Source organism: Peribacillus sp. NPDC096448 (assembly GCF_044762675.1).
In the GTDB taxonomy this organism is placed as follows: domain Bacteria; phylum Bacillota; class Bacilli; order Bacillales; family DSM-1321; genus Peribacillus; species Peribacillus frigoritolerans_B.
On the sequence record NZ_JBIWEU010000014.1, the window covers coordinates 40652 to 59209 of the forward strand.

Below are 18558 nucleotides of genomic sequence, written 5' to 3' on the forward strand. Positions count from 1 at the left end.
GATGGTTCTTGAATCAAGACCGTCTTATTTTAATATCAAGGTCTCACATTTTCTCCTATCCTTTCAAAAACATACTGAAAAGTAATGATATGAAAGCGCTTGCACTATTAGGCACTATACCTAATTTCAAGAAAGCAGGGATGCATTTGAACGGAAATCAGGCCAGACAAGACCAGGAGCAGATAACTATTGATCTTCCAGAAAGTCAAAAGCGAAAATTTTGGACTCCTTTAAAAACAACGATTGCTGGTTTTATGGGTTTTACCAGCTTTACAATCATTTATTCTCTTATCATCAAGAAAAGTATTTATTGGCCCGGCCTACTGATTATGCTAGCTTTATATTGCATTTTCTATTACATCGGGGCGATGGCAGTCGAGAAAAGGCGAGGGAAAACAGATGATATGCTTGTTGCAGGAAGGTCGATGCCCCTTTGGTTATCCATGTTTACGATGACAGCAACCTGGGTTGGCGGAGGTTACATTGCCGGTACAGCTGAAACGATTCATGCTTCAGGAATTGTGTGGACACAAGGGCCATGGGCATATGGGCTAAGCTTGATTATTGGAGGGATTTTTTTCGCAAGAAAAATGCGGCGTATGGAATTTATGACCATGCTGGATCCTCTTGAATCTCGTTTCGGATATAAGATGACTGGACTTCTCTACTTCCCTTCTCTTCTTGGTGAATTGTTCTGGAGCGCCGCGATGTTAACCGCTCTTGGGACGACATTCAGCGTTATTCTCGGTTTAAGCTTCACTGTTTCAATTATTATTTCAGCGATTGTAGCAATTGCCTATACCGTAGTCGGTGGTCTTTGGGCAATCGCTCACACTGATGTTCTACAGCTTTCTATTATGTTCTTCGGATTGATAATAGTCTTACCATTTGCCTTTTCCAATGTTGGAGGCTTTCAAGTGGCTTTTGATAATTACGCCGACAACATGCAAGGAATGATGAATCTTTTTCCTCCTCTGACTGGATGGAATGATCCTAACTGGGGAAATTCTTTCTGGTATTGGTGGGATTACACACTTTTATTGGTGTTCGGAGGAATTCCTTGGCAAATTTATTTCCAACGCGTGCTATCAGCAAAAAGCGAAAATGTGGCGATGTGGTTATCGATTTGGGCTGGAATTCTATGCTTCTTCTGTGCGATTCCACCCGCATTAATCGGAATTGCAGGTTTTAATGCTGATTGGGCATCACTTGGGACTACAGCTCCTGAAAACTCTTCAATGATCCTAACCTATGTATTTAAATATATGACACCTAGCCTTGTTGGTGCCATTGCTCTTGGTGGATTGGCTGCAGCAGTTTTATCAGCAGTTGCCGCATCACTCTTGTCGGCATCAGGCATGGCAGCTTGGAATGTTTATCGCCCGCTTGTAAAACCAAAAGCTAACCCTCGTCAACTGCAACAGATTATTAAACGCAGTATCATCTTGATTGGTATTGGTGCAACATTGATTGCCTTAAACGCTAAAAGTGTCTATGCGTTATGGTACTTATCGAGTGACCTGGTCTACTGTATCTTGTTCCCTCAACTTACCTGTGCCCTGTACTACAAATGGGCGAACTGGTACGGAGCACTCTCGGGATTTATTGTCGCCTTATTATTACGAGTCGGTGGTGGAGAACCGTTACTGGGGTTACCTCCTGTCATTCCATACCCTTTGATTGAGGACGGGACAGTATATTTCCCCTTCCGTACCGCTGCCATGCTTGCGGGCTTGATTACGATTCTCGTCGTTTCTTATTTAACACGTCATAAATGTCCTCCACTACCACTGAGAAACTTACATGAAAAAAAGGAAGTACAAAGCCCGTTAGATAATATGTAGTTAATAAAGGTGACGTTTTGCCACCTCTTACTAAAATGGTAAAGGAGATTCTATCTATGTCACAAGCAATTAATCAACAAGCAACTACAATGAAAGCTTCTTCTATTGAGAATCAATTCACATCTTCAGCAGTAAACCAAGCGCAAATAGACGTGCTTAATCAATTGTTAAAACCGGAAGTACAGGAGTCTTTGACTGTCCTTGTGGAGAATTTACCGAAATTGGCAGAAATGGTTCCATATCTGACCAAATCATATGATGTAGCGCAATCTATAATGACAGATCGCGTACTCATTAATGATTTAGTAGGTGGTATGCAAGAATTCGTAAAACCGCTAGAAGGAAAGATAAAGGAGTGTGCAGCAATAGCTATAGAAGCAAATGATTGGGCCCAGGCAAATCAGGGAACTACTATCAGTGTGTTTGGTTTATTGCGAATGTTAAAAGATCCCCAAATACAAAAAGTGTTTCGATTTATACAGGCTTACTTAGATTTAACATCAGAAAAACAGGAGAAAAAGTAAAAATTTCTGAGGATAAAGCAATGAACGGAGGAAAATCATGGGTAAAAATATTTTAATTTTGGGTGGAGGTTATGGTGGTTTGCTAAGTGCCTTGACAGCACGACAACATTTAGGCACTGATGAGGCCTCCATTACACTTGTCAATCGCTTTCCAACCCACCAAATTATTACGGAATTACACCGTCTGGCTGCAAGGAATTTGTCTGAAAAAGCAGTAGCATTGCCGCTAGAAAAAATGCTGCGTGGTAAAAACATTGATTTAAAGATTGGTAGTGTTCAAGAGATATCCCCGGACGATCATCAAGTTTTTCTTACAGATGGAACGAAACTGACATATGACTTGCTAGTGATTGCGTTAGGTAGCGAAACGGCTTACTTTGGTATTCCGGGCCTTCAAGAGCACAGCTTTATTCTAAAGTCAGTAGAAGATGCCAATCGTTTACGTGACCATGTAGAATCCTGTATTCGCACATATAGCAAAACCCATAGTAAGGAATATGCAACGATTGTAGTAGGAGGTGGCGGACTAACTGGGATTGAATTGATTGGTGAGTTTGCTGATTTAATGCCACAATTATGCCGACAATACGGTGTAAACTCTCAAGATATTTCCTTACTTTGTGTCGAGGCCGCACCGACTATTTTGCCAGGATTCCCAGATGAATTAGTGGAACGTGCACAAACTAGTCTAGCAGCACGTGGTGTAGAGTTTGTAACAGGGACACCGGTTACAAAGATGGAACAGTTCACTGTAGCGCTAAAAAATGGAAGAACGATTGAAACGAAGACGATGGTCTGGACAGGTGGCGTTCAAGGTAATTCTGTAGTTGCTAATTCGGGAATAGAAGTAAATCGCGGACGTGCGCTCGTAAATGAATATCTTCAGTCTACATCTCATCAAAACGTGTTTCTTTCCGGCGACAGCGCTGTTGTTATGGGACCTGAGGGACGTCCTTACCCACCAACTGCTCAGTTAGCTTGGCAAATGGGCGAAACAGTTGGCTATAATTTGTTCGCTTACATTACAGGCGGTGTGATGGAAGAGTTTAGTCCTGTCTTTTCCGGAACATTGGGCAGTCTGGGGCGTAAAGACGCAATCGGCACGATTGGGGAAAATAAAACCCAATTGAGAGGCTTGCCCGCATCATTAATGAAGGAATCTAGTAACATTCGTTATCTGTCCCAGATTAATGGACTATTCAGTTTAGCGTATTAATAGAGAAAATGATCTTATTCGAAGCTATGTTTACCCATCAACTAAGTTGCTTGAAAAAAATTAATGATACTCTTGATACAAATTCAAGCCTTATTTCTTGAATGATAAACTCAATATGCAAATTTAAGACTTGTAGTGAAAACAATCTCTTTTATTACAAGACAGGAAAACTCTAAAACATAACCCGGGTGAAAATTTTTAATATTTAGTTAGTCATGCCTATTTTAAAATAATATTAAATATTTAATAATAATTATTATCGTTTTATAGATCAACTTTTATCACAAGTTCGAAGAATCGAGTGGATAATGTCATTCTCTAGTTCCTAGTTGTTTCATCCAATTTTCTTTAGAAGAACATGACCATCTATCTGTCAAACTAGCAATGTTATAAAATATATCCTTATACTAAAAAATCCATCTATCTCTTTTCAGAGGTAGATGGATTTTTTAGATGTGTTTTTTCCTATTAATTAGGAAAGAAGATTATAAATTCTATGTAAGGATAAACAGCATTAGAAAAAATTTAATAAACGTAGCTTTAAAAAGGACATTTTTATTGCCCTATTCCCTGTATCGGCCCCACCTACGCCAAATACTATGACGGCCACTCATGCCATCCAACCCACTTTTAGTATAAATGAAAGCGTTTACATTAGCAATACCTAATAGGTAAAAAAAGTTATTTATTTTAAATCTTGTATGTTGCATATTGTTTTCTAAGGATATTTAAGATAGAAAGTTAGGGGGCTAGTGCGGGTACTTACGGACATTTTGTGTTTATTTCTGTTGAGTAAAGCTTCTTTAACACGAGTTTCTACTATTATATAATAGTAAAAATACGAATAGATTAAGTGTGAAAGACATGTGAAACTCACTGGTGTGCCTAAAGTAACTTTATATATAGAAATTAGAAAGAAATGTACGAACAACCCAGAATAGTTGTTTCACGTTTTGAATGTCTTATTTTGAAATCCAACGCCATATTAAAATGTGTATTTGTTAATCATTCATCGTAAAATTCAACACTATTATTATTTGAAACTAAATGTATATAAATTTGTATAGCTGGCAATACTTATAAAGTATTCCCCCTATTGTAAAAGGCCTTTGCTCCAATTGAGCAAAGGCCTTCTTTTGACGAGTTTCTTCTATTATATAGGTTACTTTATAGGTTACTTTAAACTCCCTTCATTCTATTGCTAAATAGAGTGCAACCTATTACAACTTTGCAGCCTAAATCCCAGTCAACTATTTAGAGATCCAGATGAAGAAAACCTCAGTAAGAAATGAAGAACATTAATAGTAAGCTACGTTTTATCAAATGTTGCCCCGTTTTACGAATTTTAGCTCTTTATTTTAGTTTATTGGATAAATCAAAAGAGTGAAAGTCCCTTTAAGAATCCTTACTCTTCTCGTAAATAAGTCATAGGAATCAGCACTGTTCGATATGACTTATTTCAACAATCGCATCTTTAATTGTCAAAGGAATTGCTGCTTAAGAAATTTTTTCTTTTTGGATTGGTGTATATTCTTCTTTGACCTCTTCCTTTAAAGCCTTGAATAAAGACCAACACATGATAACCATAATAATCGCAAAGGGGAATGCAGCTGCGATGGAGGCAGTTTGTAGTACCTGCAAACCACCAGCCAAAAGTAATACAGCGGCAACCATTGACTGAATGACCCCCCACGTAATTTTAATTTTATTTGAAGGGTTTAAATTCCCTCTTTCGCTTAGCATACCCAACACAAAAGTGGATGTATCTGCTACTGTTATATAATAAATCATCATGACTGCAAAACCTACGATACTTAATAAAGTACTTACCGGAAGATAATCAAAAAAACTGAAAACGGATAAATCAACATTTGAAGTAATTTGTGTGGCTAATTCCTTTTGACCTAAGTTATGGATCATATTGAGAACTGATCCTCCAAAGATGGAGAGCCAAGCAAACGTACCAAGTGAAGGAACGAATAATACGCCAATGACAAACTCCTTTATCGTCCTTCCTTTAGAAATTCTGGCAATAAACATCCCTACAAAAGGTGCCCATGCAATCCACCATGCCCAATAGAATAACGTCCAACTCCCAATCCACTTACTGTCACCAAAGGGCTCTAAGTTTAAACTCATATCAACGAAATCACTTACATAACTACCCATTGTATTAAAAAACACTTTAAAAATCATAGAAGTAGGGCCCAGTACTAAAACTAAGAACATGATCAAAAACGATAGGATCATGGCCGTGTTGGATAAATATTGAATGCCCCTTTTTAATCCAGTGGATAAAGAGATTAAGAATAGAATGGTTGCAACAGCAATAACGATGATTTGAATCAGAAGAGTATTTGGGATTCCAAATAAGGCATTAAGTCCACCTGAAATTTGCTTGGCACCCAAACCGAGAGAGGTAGCAATACCGAAGATGGTTGCAAAGACTGCAAGGATATCAATGGTTTTACCAATCGGACCATGAATTTTTTCCTTTAAAAGAGGATAAAAAGCGGAACTTACTGATGCTGGCAATCCTTTGTTGAATTGGAAAAAGGCAAGGGCCAAACCAATGACCGTGTAAATAGCCCAGGGATGGAAACCCCAATGAAAAAATGTATACTCCATCGCTAAATTAGCAGCTGCTTCTGTATGTCCTTTTCCAGTAGGTGGACTCGTATAATGAAATACAGGTTCTGCAACACTCCAATAGATAATTCCTACTCCAGTACCTGCACCAAAAAGCATAGCCAACCAAGATCCTGTCTTAAATTCCGGTTTGTCAGTTTCCTTTCCCAACCTAATATGACCGTATTTAGAGAATAATAAATAAACAGAAAATAGAACAAAAAAGAGGGCTGAACCAAGATAAATCCACCCGAAGTAGTCAATGGTACCATTAAAAAAGGTAGTGGTAATCATTGAGAGGCTCTTTGTAAAAAAGATCCCCCAAATAATGAACGCGGCTGTTAGAAGGACTGAAACATTAAAAACGATATTTTCGTTTTTCCTCTTTTTACTCATAATAGCTTCCTCCTTTACTTGATAAAAGTGGTTACTGAGTATTCTGGGTGCGCTTCATCCGTAAACGTTATTGGATCCCTACAGAGGCCTGTTTTGTAGTTTAAACCGATTATTAGGATATAGATTTCTACCACCACATTATTTTTGATTTTAGCTTTACAGTCTACAAAAATGATTGGTAGAAAGCTACGGACCCATCCATGAGATAAAATAAACAACATATACCAATCAGGGATGGGTCCTTGCAATTTTTCAAAATTATTGAATCCTTTGGGTCTAAATTATTCACGTTCACTTTTAACGTCTATTTAACACTTGATTTTCATTTCTAATATTTGCAATTGCCTGACTTCTATCCTTTTGATTATATATGGCTGAACCTGCAACAAGGACATTTGCTCCTGCTTCGATACAGAGTTTTGCCGTTTCAGGATTTACTCCACCATCGACTTCAATTTCAACTTGCAAATTTCTCTCTTCCACAAATGCAGCAATTTGTTTTATTTTTGGAAGGACAGAATGAATGAAAGATTGTCCACCAAAGCCTGGATTAACTGTCATAAACAATACAAGGTCAACATCTTCTATCACATGCTGGATTATTGAAACTGGAGTATAAGGATTTAATACCACTCCCGCTTTTATGCCTTCAGATTTAATCTGTTGAATGGTTCTGTGCAAATGATGACATGCTTCAACATGAACCGATAATAAATCGGCACCTGCTTTGGCGAACGCCCCAATATATTGATCTGGATTTTCTATCATTAAATGTACATCTAAAGGTAAGTTTGTGACTGGTCTAATTGCTTCGACAATTAATGGACCAATTGTAATATTTGGCACAAAATGTCCATCCATCACATCTACATGGATGTAATCGGCTCCGCCCCGTTCAACATCTTTTATTTCTTGTCCAAGCCGTGCAAAGTTAGCTGATAGAATGGAAGGTGCAATCTTAATCATAATTTAATACCTCTACTTTCTTTTATGTGTATAGAAAAATTCAACCTAATAGAAAGAGTAGCTGTAATGGATTTTTTGAATATACTGATTATTCATTTTCTACTTCTCCTAAAATAAGACCCAGTAAAATTTCCCTGTGCTTAATTTATTTATAATGATTCATACGATGCTATTTTATTGACACGCCTCTCGTGCCTACCAGCTTCAAAGGAGGTTGTTAACCATGTTTTTACAATATTCCGAGCTAAATCCGGGCGAATGACACGCTCTCCCATTGCTAATATATTAGAATCATTATGCTCTCTTGTTACCCTAGCACTATACAAATCGTGCACAAGCGCACAGCGTATACCATTTACCTTGTTGGCTGCAATACTCATTCCAATGCCTGTACCACAAATTAGAATACCACGTTCTACCTCACCGCTTGCTACCTTATTCGCTACTGGAATCGCGTAATCTGGATAATCAACAGAGGATCTAGATTCACACCCTAAGTCTATATACTCAATATTCAGCTCTTCCATCAAGGATATTATTTCTCTCCGAATATTCACACCACCATGATCAGATGCAATTGCTACTTTCATTTTTTCTCCTCCTACCTTATTGGGATTCCTTCTTGTAATTAAGATTGCAGCTCCCACATATCCCTCTAGAGCATTTCATAAGCAATTCTTACTTTTTCCTGATTTTCAATCATATCTTTTCTGTATTCAATATAAACAAATCATCCCTTTTATATAGAAAGACTTCTTGCTAAATGATAGATGGACAAATCAATGGTATGCTTATCTTTCGCTGCTTCCCCAAAAGATGAATGAATCAGTTTACCATTTTTCAAACCCACCATCACACCCTTTTCACCTTCAACCAGTAAATCGACGGCTTTTGCTCCCATCTGACTGCTCATCATACGATCGTAAGCGCTAGGAGAACCCCCACGTTGAAGATGCCCAAGGATAGTTACCTTTGTGTCAAATCCTGTTTTTTCTCTAATCACTCTACCGATTTCTATCCCTTTTCCTACACTCCCATTAAATGCCCCTTCAGCGACCACAATAATGCTGTGTGTTTTCCCACGCTGGTATCCTTGCTTTATACGGTTAATTACATCTTCCACATCATGGTCAGCTTCAGGGATAATAATCGATTCTGCCCCTGCACACATTCCTGCCCATAGAGCAATATCACCTGCATCACGGCCCATTACCTCGATGACATAGGTACGCTCATGTGAGGCTGCCGTATCACGAATTTTATCAATAGCTTCCACAGCTGTGTTCACAGCGGTATCAAATCCAATCGTATAATCTGTCCCTGCAATGTCATTGTCAATTGTTCCTGGTATACCAATGGTTGGAAATCCTTCTACAGTTAATTTTCTCGCACCTTCAAAAGAGCCATTTCCGCCGATCACGATTAAACCACCAATGCCCTCTTTTTTTAATTGCGCCAGAGCCTTTTGCTGTCCTTCAGCTTTCTTAAACTCAGAACAGCGTGTACTTTGTAAGATGGTTCCTCCCCGGTGAATAATATCACGAACACTTCCAAGGTTCATTGAAACAAAATCCCCATCCATTAAACCTTTGTAGCCATTTTGCACACCAAAGACATCCAGTCCCTTAAAAATCCCTCTTCGAACTACCGCACGAATAGCGGTATTCATTCCTGGTGCATCCCCGCCACTAGTTAATACTGCGATCTTATTCATTAATGTTTCCTCCATATTTTTCACACCTTGTATACAAGTCACTATATGAATCTACAGTCCTACCCTGCTATTACATAATAAAATTCATCATTTTATTCCCTTGTAGATCAACGGGTTTAAAAACAAAAAAATAAGAGGATGTCTTCAAAGACTTAAATAAATACTGACGAAACAAATGTGTGTTTGTTTGTTTGTTTGTTTGTTCACCACTATAAATAATAATTTATGAAACTTTTTTAATAGCCTTCATTAATTCAAGAAAGGAAATATCCCTATTCCTTTTCTCTTCAAACAAAATTTGCTGATATTTATATAAAAGCTGATCTAATTCTTGACTACAGGTTATCGTTTTTTCATCCATATAATCTCCTGCCATAGCACTTTCAATCATTTCTTCACGCTTAGCGTCTATATTAACAAGTAATTTTGATTTTAATATTTCAATCGTCATCTTTTTCTCCTCCACAGACAATTGCTACTTCGTTGGAAATAAACATAGTCTTTTTGAATGTGCTGCTTATTTAATGTCTTTCAGAGATTTACATGATATAAAGACTAAATCTATTTGAATGATTTGAATGAATAGTTCTATTTATAGAAGTGATTCAATTTATATGTTAGAAAAAGGGCAGGCTCACCAACTGGTGCAGTCTGCCCGTAATCAAAAGGTGTCCATTCATAAAATAGACCGTTGAGATTAGTTACTTAACCCCCTATGTTTCCAATAAAAAAGGAAGCTATGTTTCTAGTAAATGTTTTTAAGCCCCACTATTTATTCGATAATAATCAGGGAACAACATTGTTTCTATTTTACAACTGAAAAAATCGATCATTTCTAAGTTAAACAAGGTAAAATTTAGAGTAGTTTTTTCAATTGAGAAATGACATTTTCAACTGTAAAGCCGTATTCCTCAATTATTTTCTCTCCTGGGGCTGAGGCTCCAAATTGATCAATGGTGAGGACGTGACCGTTATCACCAACATATTTACTCCAACCTAACGAAGCCCCCATCTCAATACCTAGACGTGTTTTTACTTTTTTAGGCAATACACTTTCTTTGTATTCATCCGTTTGTTTTTCAAAACGATCCCAGCTTGGCATACTAACAACCGAAACAAAAATACCTTCTTTTTCAAGTGCCTTTTGTGCGTCAACAGCAAGGGGAACTTCAGAACCAGAAGCTAATAACAAACCATCAAGATCATTTTTTGCTTCAGAGATCACATATGCACCTTTTTTAACACCCTCATATCCTTTTTCAGGAGTTACAAGTGTTGGTAAATCTTGACGTGTAAGGACTAGAACTGTTGGTTCGTCTTTACTCTCTAACGCCAACTTCCAAGCTGCCGCTGTCTCATTGCCATCAGCCGGACGAATGGTAGAAAGACCAGGCATTGCACGTAATGAGGACAATTGTTCAATTGGTTCATGTGTTGGTCCATCCTCACCCACAGCAACGCTATCATGTGTAAAGACATAAATTACAGGTAGTTTCATTAATGCTGAAAGACGAATTGCCGGACGTAAATAATCAGAGAATACAAAGAATGTTGCTCCAAATACTTTCACACCACCGTGTAAGGCCATTCCGTTTACAGCAGCACCCATTCCAAATTCACGAACCCCAAACCAAATGTTACGTCCGCCATAATTTGAACGGCTAAAGTCTCCTTCCCCTTTTAACATCGTCTTATTTGAAGAAGATAAATCAGCTGAACCCCCAAATAACTGTGGAACGTTTTTCGCAAGGGCATTTAATACTTCACCGCTGGAAGAACGGGTCGCAAGTTTATCTTCACCCACACGATATTGAGGAACACCATCACCCCATCCTTCTGGAAGCTCACCATTGATTGATTGCATTAATTCCTTTGCAAGTACTGGATATGTTTTCTCATATTGGGCGAACAACTTATTCCAAGACTGTTCCTTCTGCTCTGATGCTTCTTTTAGTTCTGTAAAATGTGCTTTTACTTCTTCTGGAATATAAAAATCTTCTTCATAGTTCCAGTTGTAATGTTCTTTGACAAGTTTTATTTCGTCTTTTCCAAGTGGCGCACCGTGCGAAGCAGATTTACCCCCTTTATTCGGGGAACCATATCCAATTGTGGTTTTGACTTCAATTAATGTAGGTTGATCTTCGTTTGTCTTTGCTTTAGCTAAAGCTTCCGCGACTGCATGGAGATCATTGCCGTCCTCAACACGAAGTACCTGCCAGCCGTATGCTTTAAAACGATCAGCAGCACTTTCACTAAATGACATATGAAGATCACCATCAAGAGAAATATCGTTTGAATCATACAGTACAATCAAACGGCCCAGTTTAAGGTGGCCTGCAAGTGAAGCTGCCTCTGCAGATACACCTTCCATTAGATCACCATCACCACAAATGCTGTATGTGTAATGATCAATTACATTTAAATCATCACGATTGTACGTAGAAGCTAAGTGCCTTTCAGCCATTGCCATCCCAACTGCCATAGCAATCCCTTGACCTAATGGACCAGTAGTGGCATCAACTCCAGGTGTATGGCCGAATTCGGGATGCCCAGGTGTTTTACTTCCCCATTGACGGAAGTTTTTTAAGTCATCCAATGATAGGTCATAACCGGTTAAATGCAATAAGCTGTATAATAGCATGGATCCATGACCTGCAGATAACGTAAAACGGTCACGGTTAAACCAATTCGGATTGCTTGGATTATAGTTCATAAACTTAGACCAGAGTACGTATGCCATTGGAGCAGCGCCCATTGGCATTCCTGGATGACCTGAATTCACCTTTTCAATCGCATCGATTGATAGGGTTCTAATCGTATTAATGGCTAGCTGATCAACCTTTACTTTTTCTTCAATCATGATTTTTCCCCTTTCACATAAATTAAGTTAAACTCTTTTCTTTTTGCTCTACCTGAGCTCTACCTGAAGAACCAAATTCGCGCATTTTACCTTTGACTGTATTTTTAATTGCTTCACGCGCTGGTGCAAGAAATTTACGAGGATCGTATTCATTTGGCTTCGCTGCTAATACTTCGCGAACGGCTTTGGTAGCAGAAATTTGGCTCTCAGTATTGACGTTAATTTTCGCCGAACCAAACATAATGGCTTTTTGAATATCCTTTGTTGGAATACCTGTACCACCGTGAAGAACGAGTGGGACACCTGTTAATTCCATAACTTCCTTCATCCGATCAAATCCAAGGTTTGGTTCCCCTTTATATGGACCGTGTACAGAACCTAACGCAGGGGCAAAGCAGTCTACTCCTGTTTCACGAACTAATTGATCACATTCAGAAGGAATCGCATAATATGCAGATTCGATATCAGCGATAATGTCATCTTCTTGTCCGCCAATACGACCAAGCTCCGCTTCAACAGATACACCAACAGCATGTGCCACTTCAACTACTCGTTTTGTTAATTCAATATTTTCTTTTAATGGATGATGGGAACCATCTATCATAACGGATGTAAATCCAGCATGTATGGCTTGTACACATTTCTCAAGGCTTGAACCATGATCAAGATGAATGGCAACTGGTACTGTCACTTTATATTCATCCATTAATTCTTTAACCATCGTGACAATCAACTTAAATCCACCCATGTAACGGGCAGCACCTTCTGATACCCCGAGGATAACAGGAGAATTCTCTTCTTGCGCTGCTTGTAAAATGGCCTGAGTAAACTCGAGATTATTGATGTTAAACTGTCCTACAGCATACTTATTTTCTTTTGCTTGAATTAACATTTCTTTCATTGAAACTAATGGCATATTGTCCATCTCTCCTTTTCCTTTTTTATATAAATGCCCTTATAGAGGGCTTCAATTGATTATCTATTTAGACAATCAATTGACAGAAAACATCATTTTGTTAGTTTTAATATCGATGATACGCTTCTATGAATTGAATTTTTCCATCCATTCCTCCAACTGTAAGGAAAGAATGAGTTAGTATTGACCCATCTTCAGTTTTTCGAATACCCTTCATAAGCATTCCATCCGTAATTCCGGTTGCTACAAAGAAGCAATCATCAGATTTTACAATATCATCTATTGTTAATACTATTTCAGGATTTGATAATCCCATCTTAATACAGCGATTAAATTCTTCTTGGTTTTGAGGGGCAAGTTTCCCTTGGAAATCTCCTCCCAAACACTTCAATGCAGTCGCAGCAATTACTCCTTCTGGGGCACCGCCAGTTCCTACTAATATATCAACGTCTATTTCTTCAAGTGCAGTACCGATTGCTCCTGTAACATCACCATCAGAAAACAACTTGACTTTTGCCCCCACATCGAATACTTGTTTGATCAAATGATCATGACGTGGTCGATCCTGTATCATTACCGTTAATTCTTTTATGTCTTTTCCTAAAGCTTTAGCAACGGAAATCATATTATCTGTTAAAGATGCGTCTATATTGATATGGCCTTTTGCTTTTGGACCTACAGCTATCTTTTTCATATACATATCCGGTGCATGCAGTAAACTACCTCTGGAGGAAACAGCAATGACTGTTATTGAATCACCCTGTCCTTTTGACATTAAAGTAGTTCCTTCAACAGGATCAACCGCAATATCTACTTGAGGCCCATTTCCAGTTCCTAGCTCCTCATCAATATAAAGCATGGGAGCTTCGTCCAGTTCCCCTTCCCCAATAACAATAACGCCAGTCATATCAATGAGGTTCATTCGATCACGCATAGCTTTCGTTCCAGCCCCATCCGCTTCATTTTTTCTTCCTTTTCCTATCCAAGGATAGGACGCAATGGCTGCTTGCTGTGCTACAGCGAGAAAATCCATTGCTAACGACAGAACAGGCTCTTTACTAACGACTTTGGTTTTTAATTCACTCATTAGATCACCTCCTGTGTTCTTTACACCTATACAAGCCAAACTATTTTTTGTCCACGTTTTTTTCACCTGTATAGAAACAATTATAATTCGTATAATATAGATTTGTAAGTATGCACTTTTTTAATACATAGTAATAAAAAGTATACTAATTGTTTTATACAATCTATTTTACTTTGTACACATTTTCATCTGTACAGAAATAATTAAATTGTATAATATTAAATAATAAGTACGTATCTTTTTAATATATAGTATCAAAAGTATACTGTAATTCTACCAAGCCATATTATCTTTTATATTTGTTCTAGTATAATGCGCAAATTATTGGTACGTAAGTAAGCACTTTACAAACATATAGTATTAAAAAGTATACTTTTACATGGGGGCGAAGCAATGAGGGTCATTCGTGATAAGGAGTTTAGCTGTGAAAAGGAATTGTCACTTGCAGTTATAGGTGGGAAGTGGAAAATGCTTATTTTATGGCATCTAGGCAAAGAGGGTACCCAACGGTTTAACGAACTGAAGTCTCTCATGCCGGGGATTAACCAAAGAATGCTAGTTAATCAACTACGGGAGCTGGAAGATGACCTAATTGTTCACCGTGAAGTCTATCCTGTTGTACCACCAAAAGTTGAATACTCACTGACCGAACATGGGGAAACTCTGATTCCTATTCTAGAATCTATGTATGAGTGGGGGAAGAACTACATGGACGTGGTCTTGAAAACTAATAAATAAAGAGACGAATGAACCAATAGTATACAAGCTACCTCAATTAAGAGATTTGGCGTTTGATCTAAATCGAATTCGAGGATATTGCAGCTACCTTTAATGTCTAAAAACGGTTGCTGTTTCCTCAAAGATTGTCAAAGTTAATCATCAGATCATAGATAACCATAAAATGCCTCAACAACTAGCTCGGTAGCATACTCAATCAGATGAAGGAGCTAGTTTTTTTCACCCAGGTGGAAATCTGACCACTATTCCCCTTTAACGGGACCTCAATAAATTCCTTTCTTTGTGATTTTTCTTTTAGTTTATATCTTTACGGTATACTTTTTTTCACTATATAACATAAAAGTGTGTACTTGTTAAAATTTATTATGTGTCTAATAATAACAATAACCATAATCAATAAAACATGATGCAGTGAAATCTTTATAGAGCATTGATAAGAAAGGATGAGACTATGAAACTTAGGGTTTCAGCAGTGCAATACCATCTCCATACTATAAGTTCTTTTGAGGAATTTTCAAAACAAGTGGAACATTATATTAAAACAGCTGAAGAATTTGGATCAGACTTTGTCTTGTTCCCGGAATTCTTCACCACTCAATTAATGTCCATTGGCAATAAACAGGGACAACCTTTGACCATTCAAGATCTACCCGATTTTACAGAACGATATCGGTCTTTATTTATAAATTTGGCGATGCAAACAAAGATGCATATTATTGGGGGAACCCATGTCATTCGTAAAGGGGATCGATTGTACAACGTCGCTCACTTATTCTATCCAGATGGTAAGGTCGCAGAACAGTCAAAACTTCATATCACTCCAACGGAAGTGAATGACTGGAAGCTGACTCCTGGAGAAAATCTAGAGGTGTTCAAGACTGACAAAGGCACAATTGCCATGTTGACTTGCTATGACATCGAATTTCCAGAAATCGTTCGGATGGCGAAGGCCAAGGGTGCGGATATAATTTTCTGTCCTTCTTGTACTGATGACCGTCATGGATTTCATCGTGTCCGTTACACAAGCCATGCGAGGACAGTAGAAAATCAGGTCTATGTCGTAACCACCGGAACAGTCGGTTCCCTTCCTACGATTGACTTTATGCGAGCGAATTTTGGGCAAGCTGCCGTCATTACACCAAACGATATTCCATTTCCTCCAAATGGGATTCAAGTAGAGGGAGAAATTAACCAAGATATGATTGTAACCGCTGATTTGAATTTAGAGCTGTTATACCAGGTTCGTGAAAGTGGTTCCGTCACGACATGGCGGGATCGTCGTACAGACCTTTATCCAGATTGGGAAACAAATAAAGAACTCACTTCACAAATATAAGGGGGGATCATTTTGTATCGAAAAGAGCTTTTTGTCTTCGATGATAATCAATCTGTCCCTGCCGTGATTCGAAATTATGAAGAAAAAGACTTTCCCGGCTTAATACGTGTTCAACAGGAAAGTTTTCCACCACCATTCCCGTCTGAATTGTGGTGGAATACGGAACAATTGCATAATCATGTTACCATGTTCCCCGAAGGAGCCTTATGCATTGAAATAAATGGTGAAATTGCGGGTTCAATGACTGGATTGTTGGTTGACTTTGATCCCAAGCATCCGGAACATACATGGGAGGAAATCACGGACAATGGGTACATTCGTAACCATAACCCAAAAGGTAGTACGCTCTATGTCGTGGATATTGGCGTAAGTCCCTCCTATCGAAAATTAGGATTAGGAAAATGGCTGATGTTCTCGATGTATGAAGTTGTAGTTCATAAAGGATTGGAACGATTACTGGGAGGAGGAAGAATGCCTGGATATCATAAAAAAGAGAGTGAGCTGACGCCGGAACAATACCTTGAATCTGTCGTAAAAGGCGAACTGAAAGATCCAGTCATCACCTTCCTGCTTCGCTGTGGTCGTACCCCCGTTCAAGTAGTGGCAAACTATTTAGAAGATGAAGAATCACATAATTACGGAACACTGATGGAGTGGAAAAACCCTTTTTGCCCATCAAGGTCAAAACAAAAAGGAGACTATAATAAAAATGGAATATATCAGAATTACAAATATAGATGATCCACTATTTAAGCAATTGCATCAATTAATGCAAGACGTATTCCCCCCAGAAGAAGTATTAGAATTCGATCTTTGGAAAGAACCTTTGGAAGACCCAGGAATCCGTGTTTTTGTTGCCGTTCACAATAGGAAAGTAATAGGTGCTACGGAGTACCGTTATTATGAGGATTTTAATGTTGCGATGACAGATTTTACGATCATTGGTCAGGCTGGACTTGGCATCGGTCCATTTTTAGCCAATAAGAGATTAGAAGATTTAATTTACTTGGCCTCGATTAATGGCAATCGTTTATATGGGATGTTTGCTGAAATTTACGATCCATATCGAGTAGAACACTATGAATTTGGCGGGGTTAAGCCTATGAATCCATATGTCCGCCGTGAAGTATTGTCTCATCTTGGTTACAAGCGTCTTGATTTCCCTTATGTCCACCCTTCTTGGAACAATGATGGAGAGGCTGTAACAGGACTCGATCTTTGTTTTCTTCCAATGGAAGCTAGAGTCAATGAAGTACAAACAGAGCTGATTGTAAAATTTTTAAAACGTTATTACTCTGTCTTATCTAACAAACCGAAATCCTGGCATGCAATGATTGAGAACTTAGGAGCAAACGATAAGGCAACACTATTACCCATTTAGAATAAAGGATATATCCAAGTGATAATTATATCCCCAAAGAAACTGGAAACCCACCATTGGATTCACTCCTCTCACACCTAAAGTGAAATATAACCTTTAAAGGTCTTTGAAACATCCAAAAGCTTCGGCGTAAATATGAAAACGCGTTCATATATTGGAACAATTCGAAGGTTGACCCAAGTTCCACGAGTTAGTGGTTGGATCAAATAAAACCTTAAGAAGGAGCATAGACATGGTAGATATTTTATTTGAGGAAAGCGGAAGCCAATCCGTCCATCATTATTGTATAGCAACGGAACATCATCGATATGACTTTTCTATCATATTTACAAATAATTTTTTTGGGAAAGCAATGGTCGTTTCTATTCAAAGTGGCACAATGGTCTTAATGTGCAATGAAGATATCGAAAACGATTGCTATTGGGCAGAAAAATTAGGAATCCATCCAATTGATGTTGATGAATGCCGAATCTTTCTTCAGATGATTTTAAATCAGAAACTTTTCGTAAATCAATATTAAACGCTACTTTGAGCGGTATCCCTTATATCAAACCGGAAGGAGATTACTTATGATTCAACATGAAATGGTTATGAGCTCTTGTTATGGAACCATCCAAGAAGTCTCCATTGAAAATCATTCACGAATATATGAATGGGAACCTTTGTTTACCATAGAAACTGGTAAAGGAAATATTGAAACCATAAGTATTGGGATAAGTGGTGAAGTGTATTCTTTAGAAGTGCAAAAAGGGGATAAAGTAATTCCGGGAATGGTGCTTGCATTAATAAAAGAGGATTTGATTGCCAGTGGTAGCGACTAAATGATAATAATTTGTCGATAGGTCCCTTTATTATTTATCGAGCAAGGGGTTTCGAGATTCTTGAATGGGAAATATTCAGCGACTTGGTTACTGCCTAGATAGCATTGTTTTATAATCTAAAAAGCTTAAAT

General features: G+C 38.1%; 17 protein-coding genes. 9 read left to right on the forward strand and 8 right to left on the reverse strand.

The features are described 5' to 3' along the window. Positions 1 to 140: 140 nt before the first annotated feature. Genes ACIQ0C_RS21210 through ACIQ0C_RS21220 form a run of 3 tightly spaced genes read left to right on the forward strand, consistent with a single transcriptional unit; the run spans position 141 to position 3584 of the window. Positions 141 to 1844, forward strand: a complete 1704-nt coding sequence (locus ACIQ0C_RS21210; protein WP_403063819.1) for a high affinity choline transporter 1 — start codon at positions 141 to 143, stop codon at positions 1842 to 1844. A gap of 56 nt (positions 1845 to 1900) precedes the next feature. After that, on the forward strand, positions 1901 to 2368 hold the full coding sequence (locus tag ACIQ0C_RS21215) for a helical membrane plugin domain-containing protein (protein ID WP_403063674.1): 468 nt from the start codon (positions 1901 to 1903) through the stop codon (positions 2366 to 2368). Positions 2369 to 2405: 37 nt separating this feature from the next. After that, complete coding sequence (locus ACIQ0C_RS21220; RefSeq protein ID WP_403063677.1) at positions 2406 to 3584, forward strand: NAD(P)/FAD-dependent oxidoreductase; 1179 nt, start codon at positions 2406 to 2408, stop codon at positions 3582 to 3584. A gap of 1497 nt (positions 3585 to 5081) precedes the next feature. On the opposite strand, the gene ACIQ0C_RS21225 is transcribed toward ACIQ0C_RS21220, so the two are convergent. From ACIQ0C_RS21225 to glpX, 8 genes are all read right to left on the reverse strand, one after another. Next, positions 5082 to 6608 (reverse strand): glycine betaine uptake BCCT transporter, encoded by a 1527-nt coding sequence (locus ACIQ0C_RS21225; RefSeq protein WP_403063680.1) that lies wholly within the window; start codon positions 6606 to 6608, stop codon positions 5082 to 5084. Positions 6609 to 6905: 297 nt separating this feature from the next. Then, the gene (gene rpe / locus ACIQ0C_RS21230; RefSeq protein WP_403063683.1) at positions 6906 to 7574 is read right to left on the reverse strand and encodes a ribulose-phosphate 3-epimerase; all 669 of its coding nucleotides are present in this window, start codon (positions 7572 to 7574) and stop codon (positions 6906 to 6908) included. A 149-nt stretch (positions 7575 to 7723) separates the two neighbouring features. Then, a complete protein-coding gene (rpiB, locus tag ACIQ0C_RS21235) occupies positions 7724 to 8164 on the reverse strand; it encodes a ribose 5-phosphate isomerase B (protein ID WP_403063686.1) in 441 nt (146 codons plus the stop codon). A 149-nt stretch (positions 8165 to 8313) separates the two neighbouring features. After that, entirely contained in the window at positions 8314 to 9288 is a 975-nt protein-coding gene (pfkA, locus tag ACIQ0C_RS21240) for a 6-phosphofructokinase (RefSeq protein WP_403063689.1), read from the reverse strand. A 223-nt stretch (positions 9289 to 9511) separates the two neighbouring features. Beyond that, the gene (locus ACIQ0C_RS21245; protein ID WP_048883430.1) at positions 9512 to 9739 is read right to left on the reverse strand and encodes an aspartyl-phosphate phosphatase Spo0E family protein; all 228 of its coding nucleotides are present in this window, start codon (positions 9737 to 9739) and stop codon (positions 9512 to 9514) included. A 405-nt stretch (positions 9740 to 10144) separates the two neighbouring features. Then, positions 10145 to 12148 carry a transketolase gene (gene tkt / locus ACIQ0C_RS21250; RefSeq protein WP_403063693.1) on the reverse strand — a complete coding sequence of 668 codons (2004 nt, stop codon included), beginning with the start codon at positions 12146 to 12148 and terminating at the stop codon, positions 10145 to 10147. A gap of 22 nt (positions 12149 to 12170) precedes the next feature. Then, positions 12171 to 13064, reverse strand: a complete 894-nt coding sequence (gene fba, locus ACIQ0C_RS21255) for a class II fructose-1,6-bisphosphate aldolase (RefSeq protein ID WP_403063696.1) — start codon at positions 13062 to 13064, stop codon at positions 12171 to 12173. A gap of 106 nt (positions 13065 to 13170) precedes the next feature. Next, a complete protein-coding gene (gene glpX / locus ACIQ0C_RS21260; protein WP_403063699.1) occupies positions 13171 to 14151 on the reverse strand; it encodes a class II fructose-bisphosphatase in 981 nt (326 codons plus the stop codon). A 393-nt stretch (positions 14152 to 14544) separates the two neighbouring features. Between glpX and ACIQ0C_RS21265 the strand changes: the two genes are divergently transcribed. The 6 genes from ACIQ0C_RS21265 (at position 14545) to ACIQ0C_RS21290 (ending at position 18427) form a co-directional block, all read left to right on the forward strand. After that, entirely contained in the window at positions 14545 to 14889 is a 345-nt protein-coding gene (locus ACIQ0C_RS21265) for a winged helix-turn-helix transcriptional regulator (protein WP_403063702.1), read from the forward strand. A gap of 451 nt (positions 14890 to 15340) precedes the next feature. Next, positions 15341 to 16225 (forward strand): carbon-nitrogen hydrolase family protein, encoded by an 885-nt coding sequence (locus ACIQ0C_RS21270; RefSeq protein ID WP_202186457.1) that lies wholly within the window; start codon positions 15341 to 15343, stop codon positions 16223 to 16225. A 12-nt stretch (positions 16226 to 16237) separates the two neighbouring features. After that, complete coding sequence (locus ACIQ0C_RS21275) at positions 16238 to 16966, forward strand: GNAT family N-acetyltransferase (protein WP_403063705.1); 729 nt, start codon at positions 16238 to 16240, stop codon at positions 16964 to 16966. Next, positions 16935 to 17606 carry a GNAT family N-acetyltransferase gene (locus ACIQ0C_RS21280; RefSeq protein WP_403063708.1) on the forward strand — a complete coding sequence of 224 codons (672 nt, stop codon included), beginning with the start codon at positions 16935 to 16937 and terminating at the stop codon, positions 17604 to 17606. Before ACIQ0C_RS21275 ends, ACIQ0C_RS21280 begins: the two co-directional genes overlap by 32 nt. Before the next feature lie 232 nt (positions 17607 to 17838). Further along, positions 17839 to 18126: an SAV0927 family protein gene (locus ACIQ0C_RS21285; protein WP_403063711.1), complete on the forward strand. Its 288-nt coding sequence runs from the start codon at positions 17839 to 17841 to the stop codon at positions 18124 to 18126. A 52-nt stretch (positions 18127 to 18178) separates the two neighbouring features. Then, on the forward strand, positions 18179 to 18427 hold the full coding sequence (locus ACIQ0C_RS21290; RefSeq protein ID WP_403063822.1) for a biotin/lipoyl attachment domain-containing protein: 249 nt from the start codon (positions 18179 to 18181) through the stop codon (positions 18425 to 18427). Positions 18428 to 18558 lie beyond the last annotated feature (131 nt).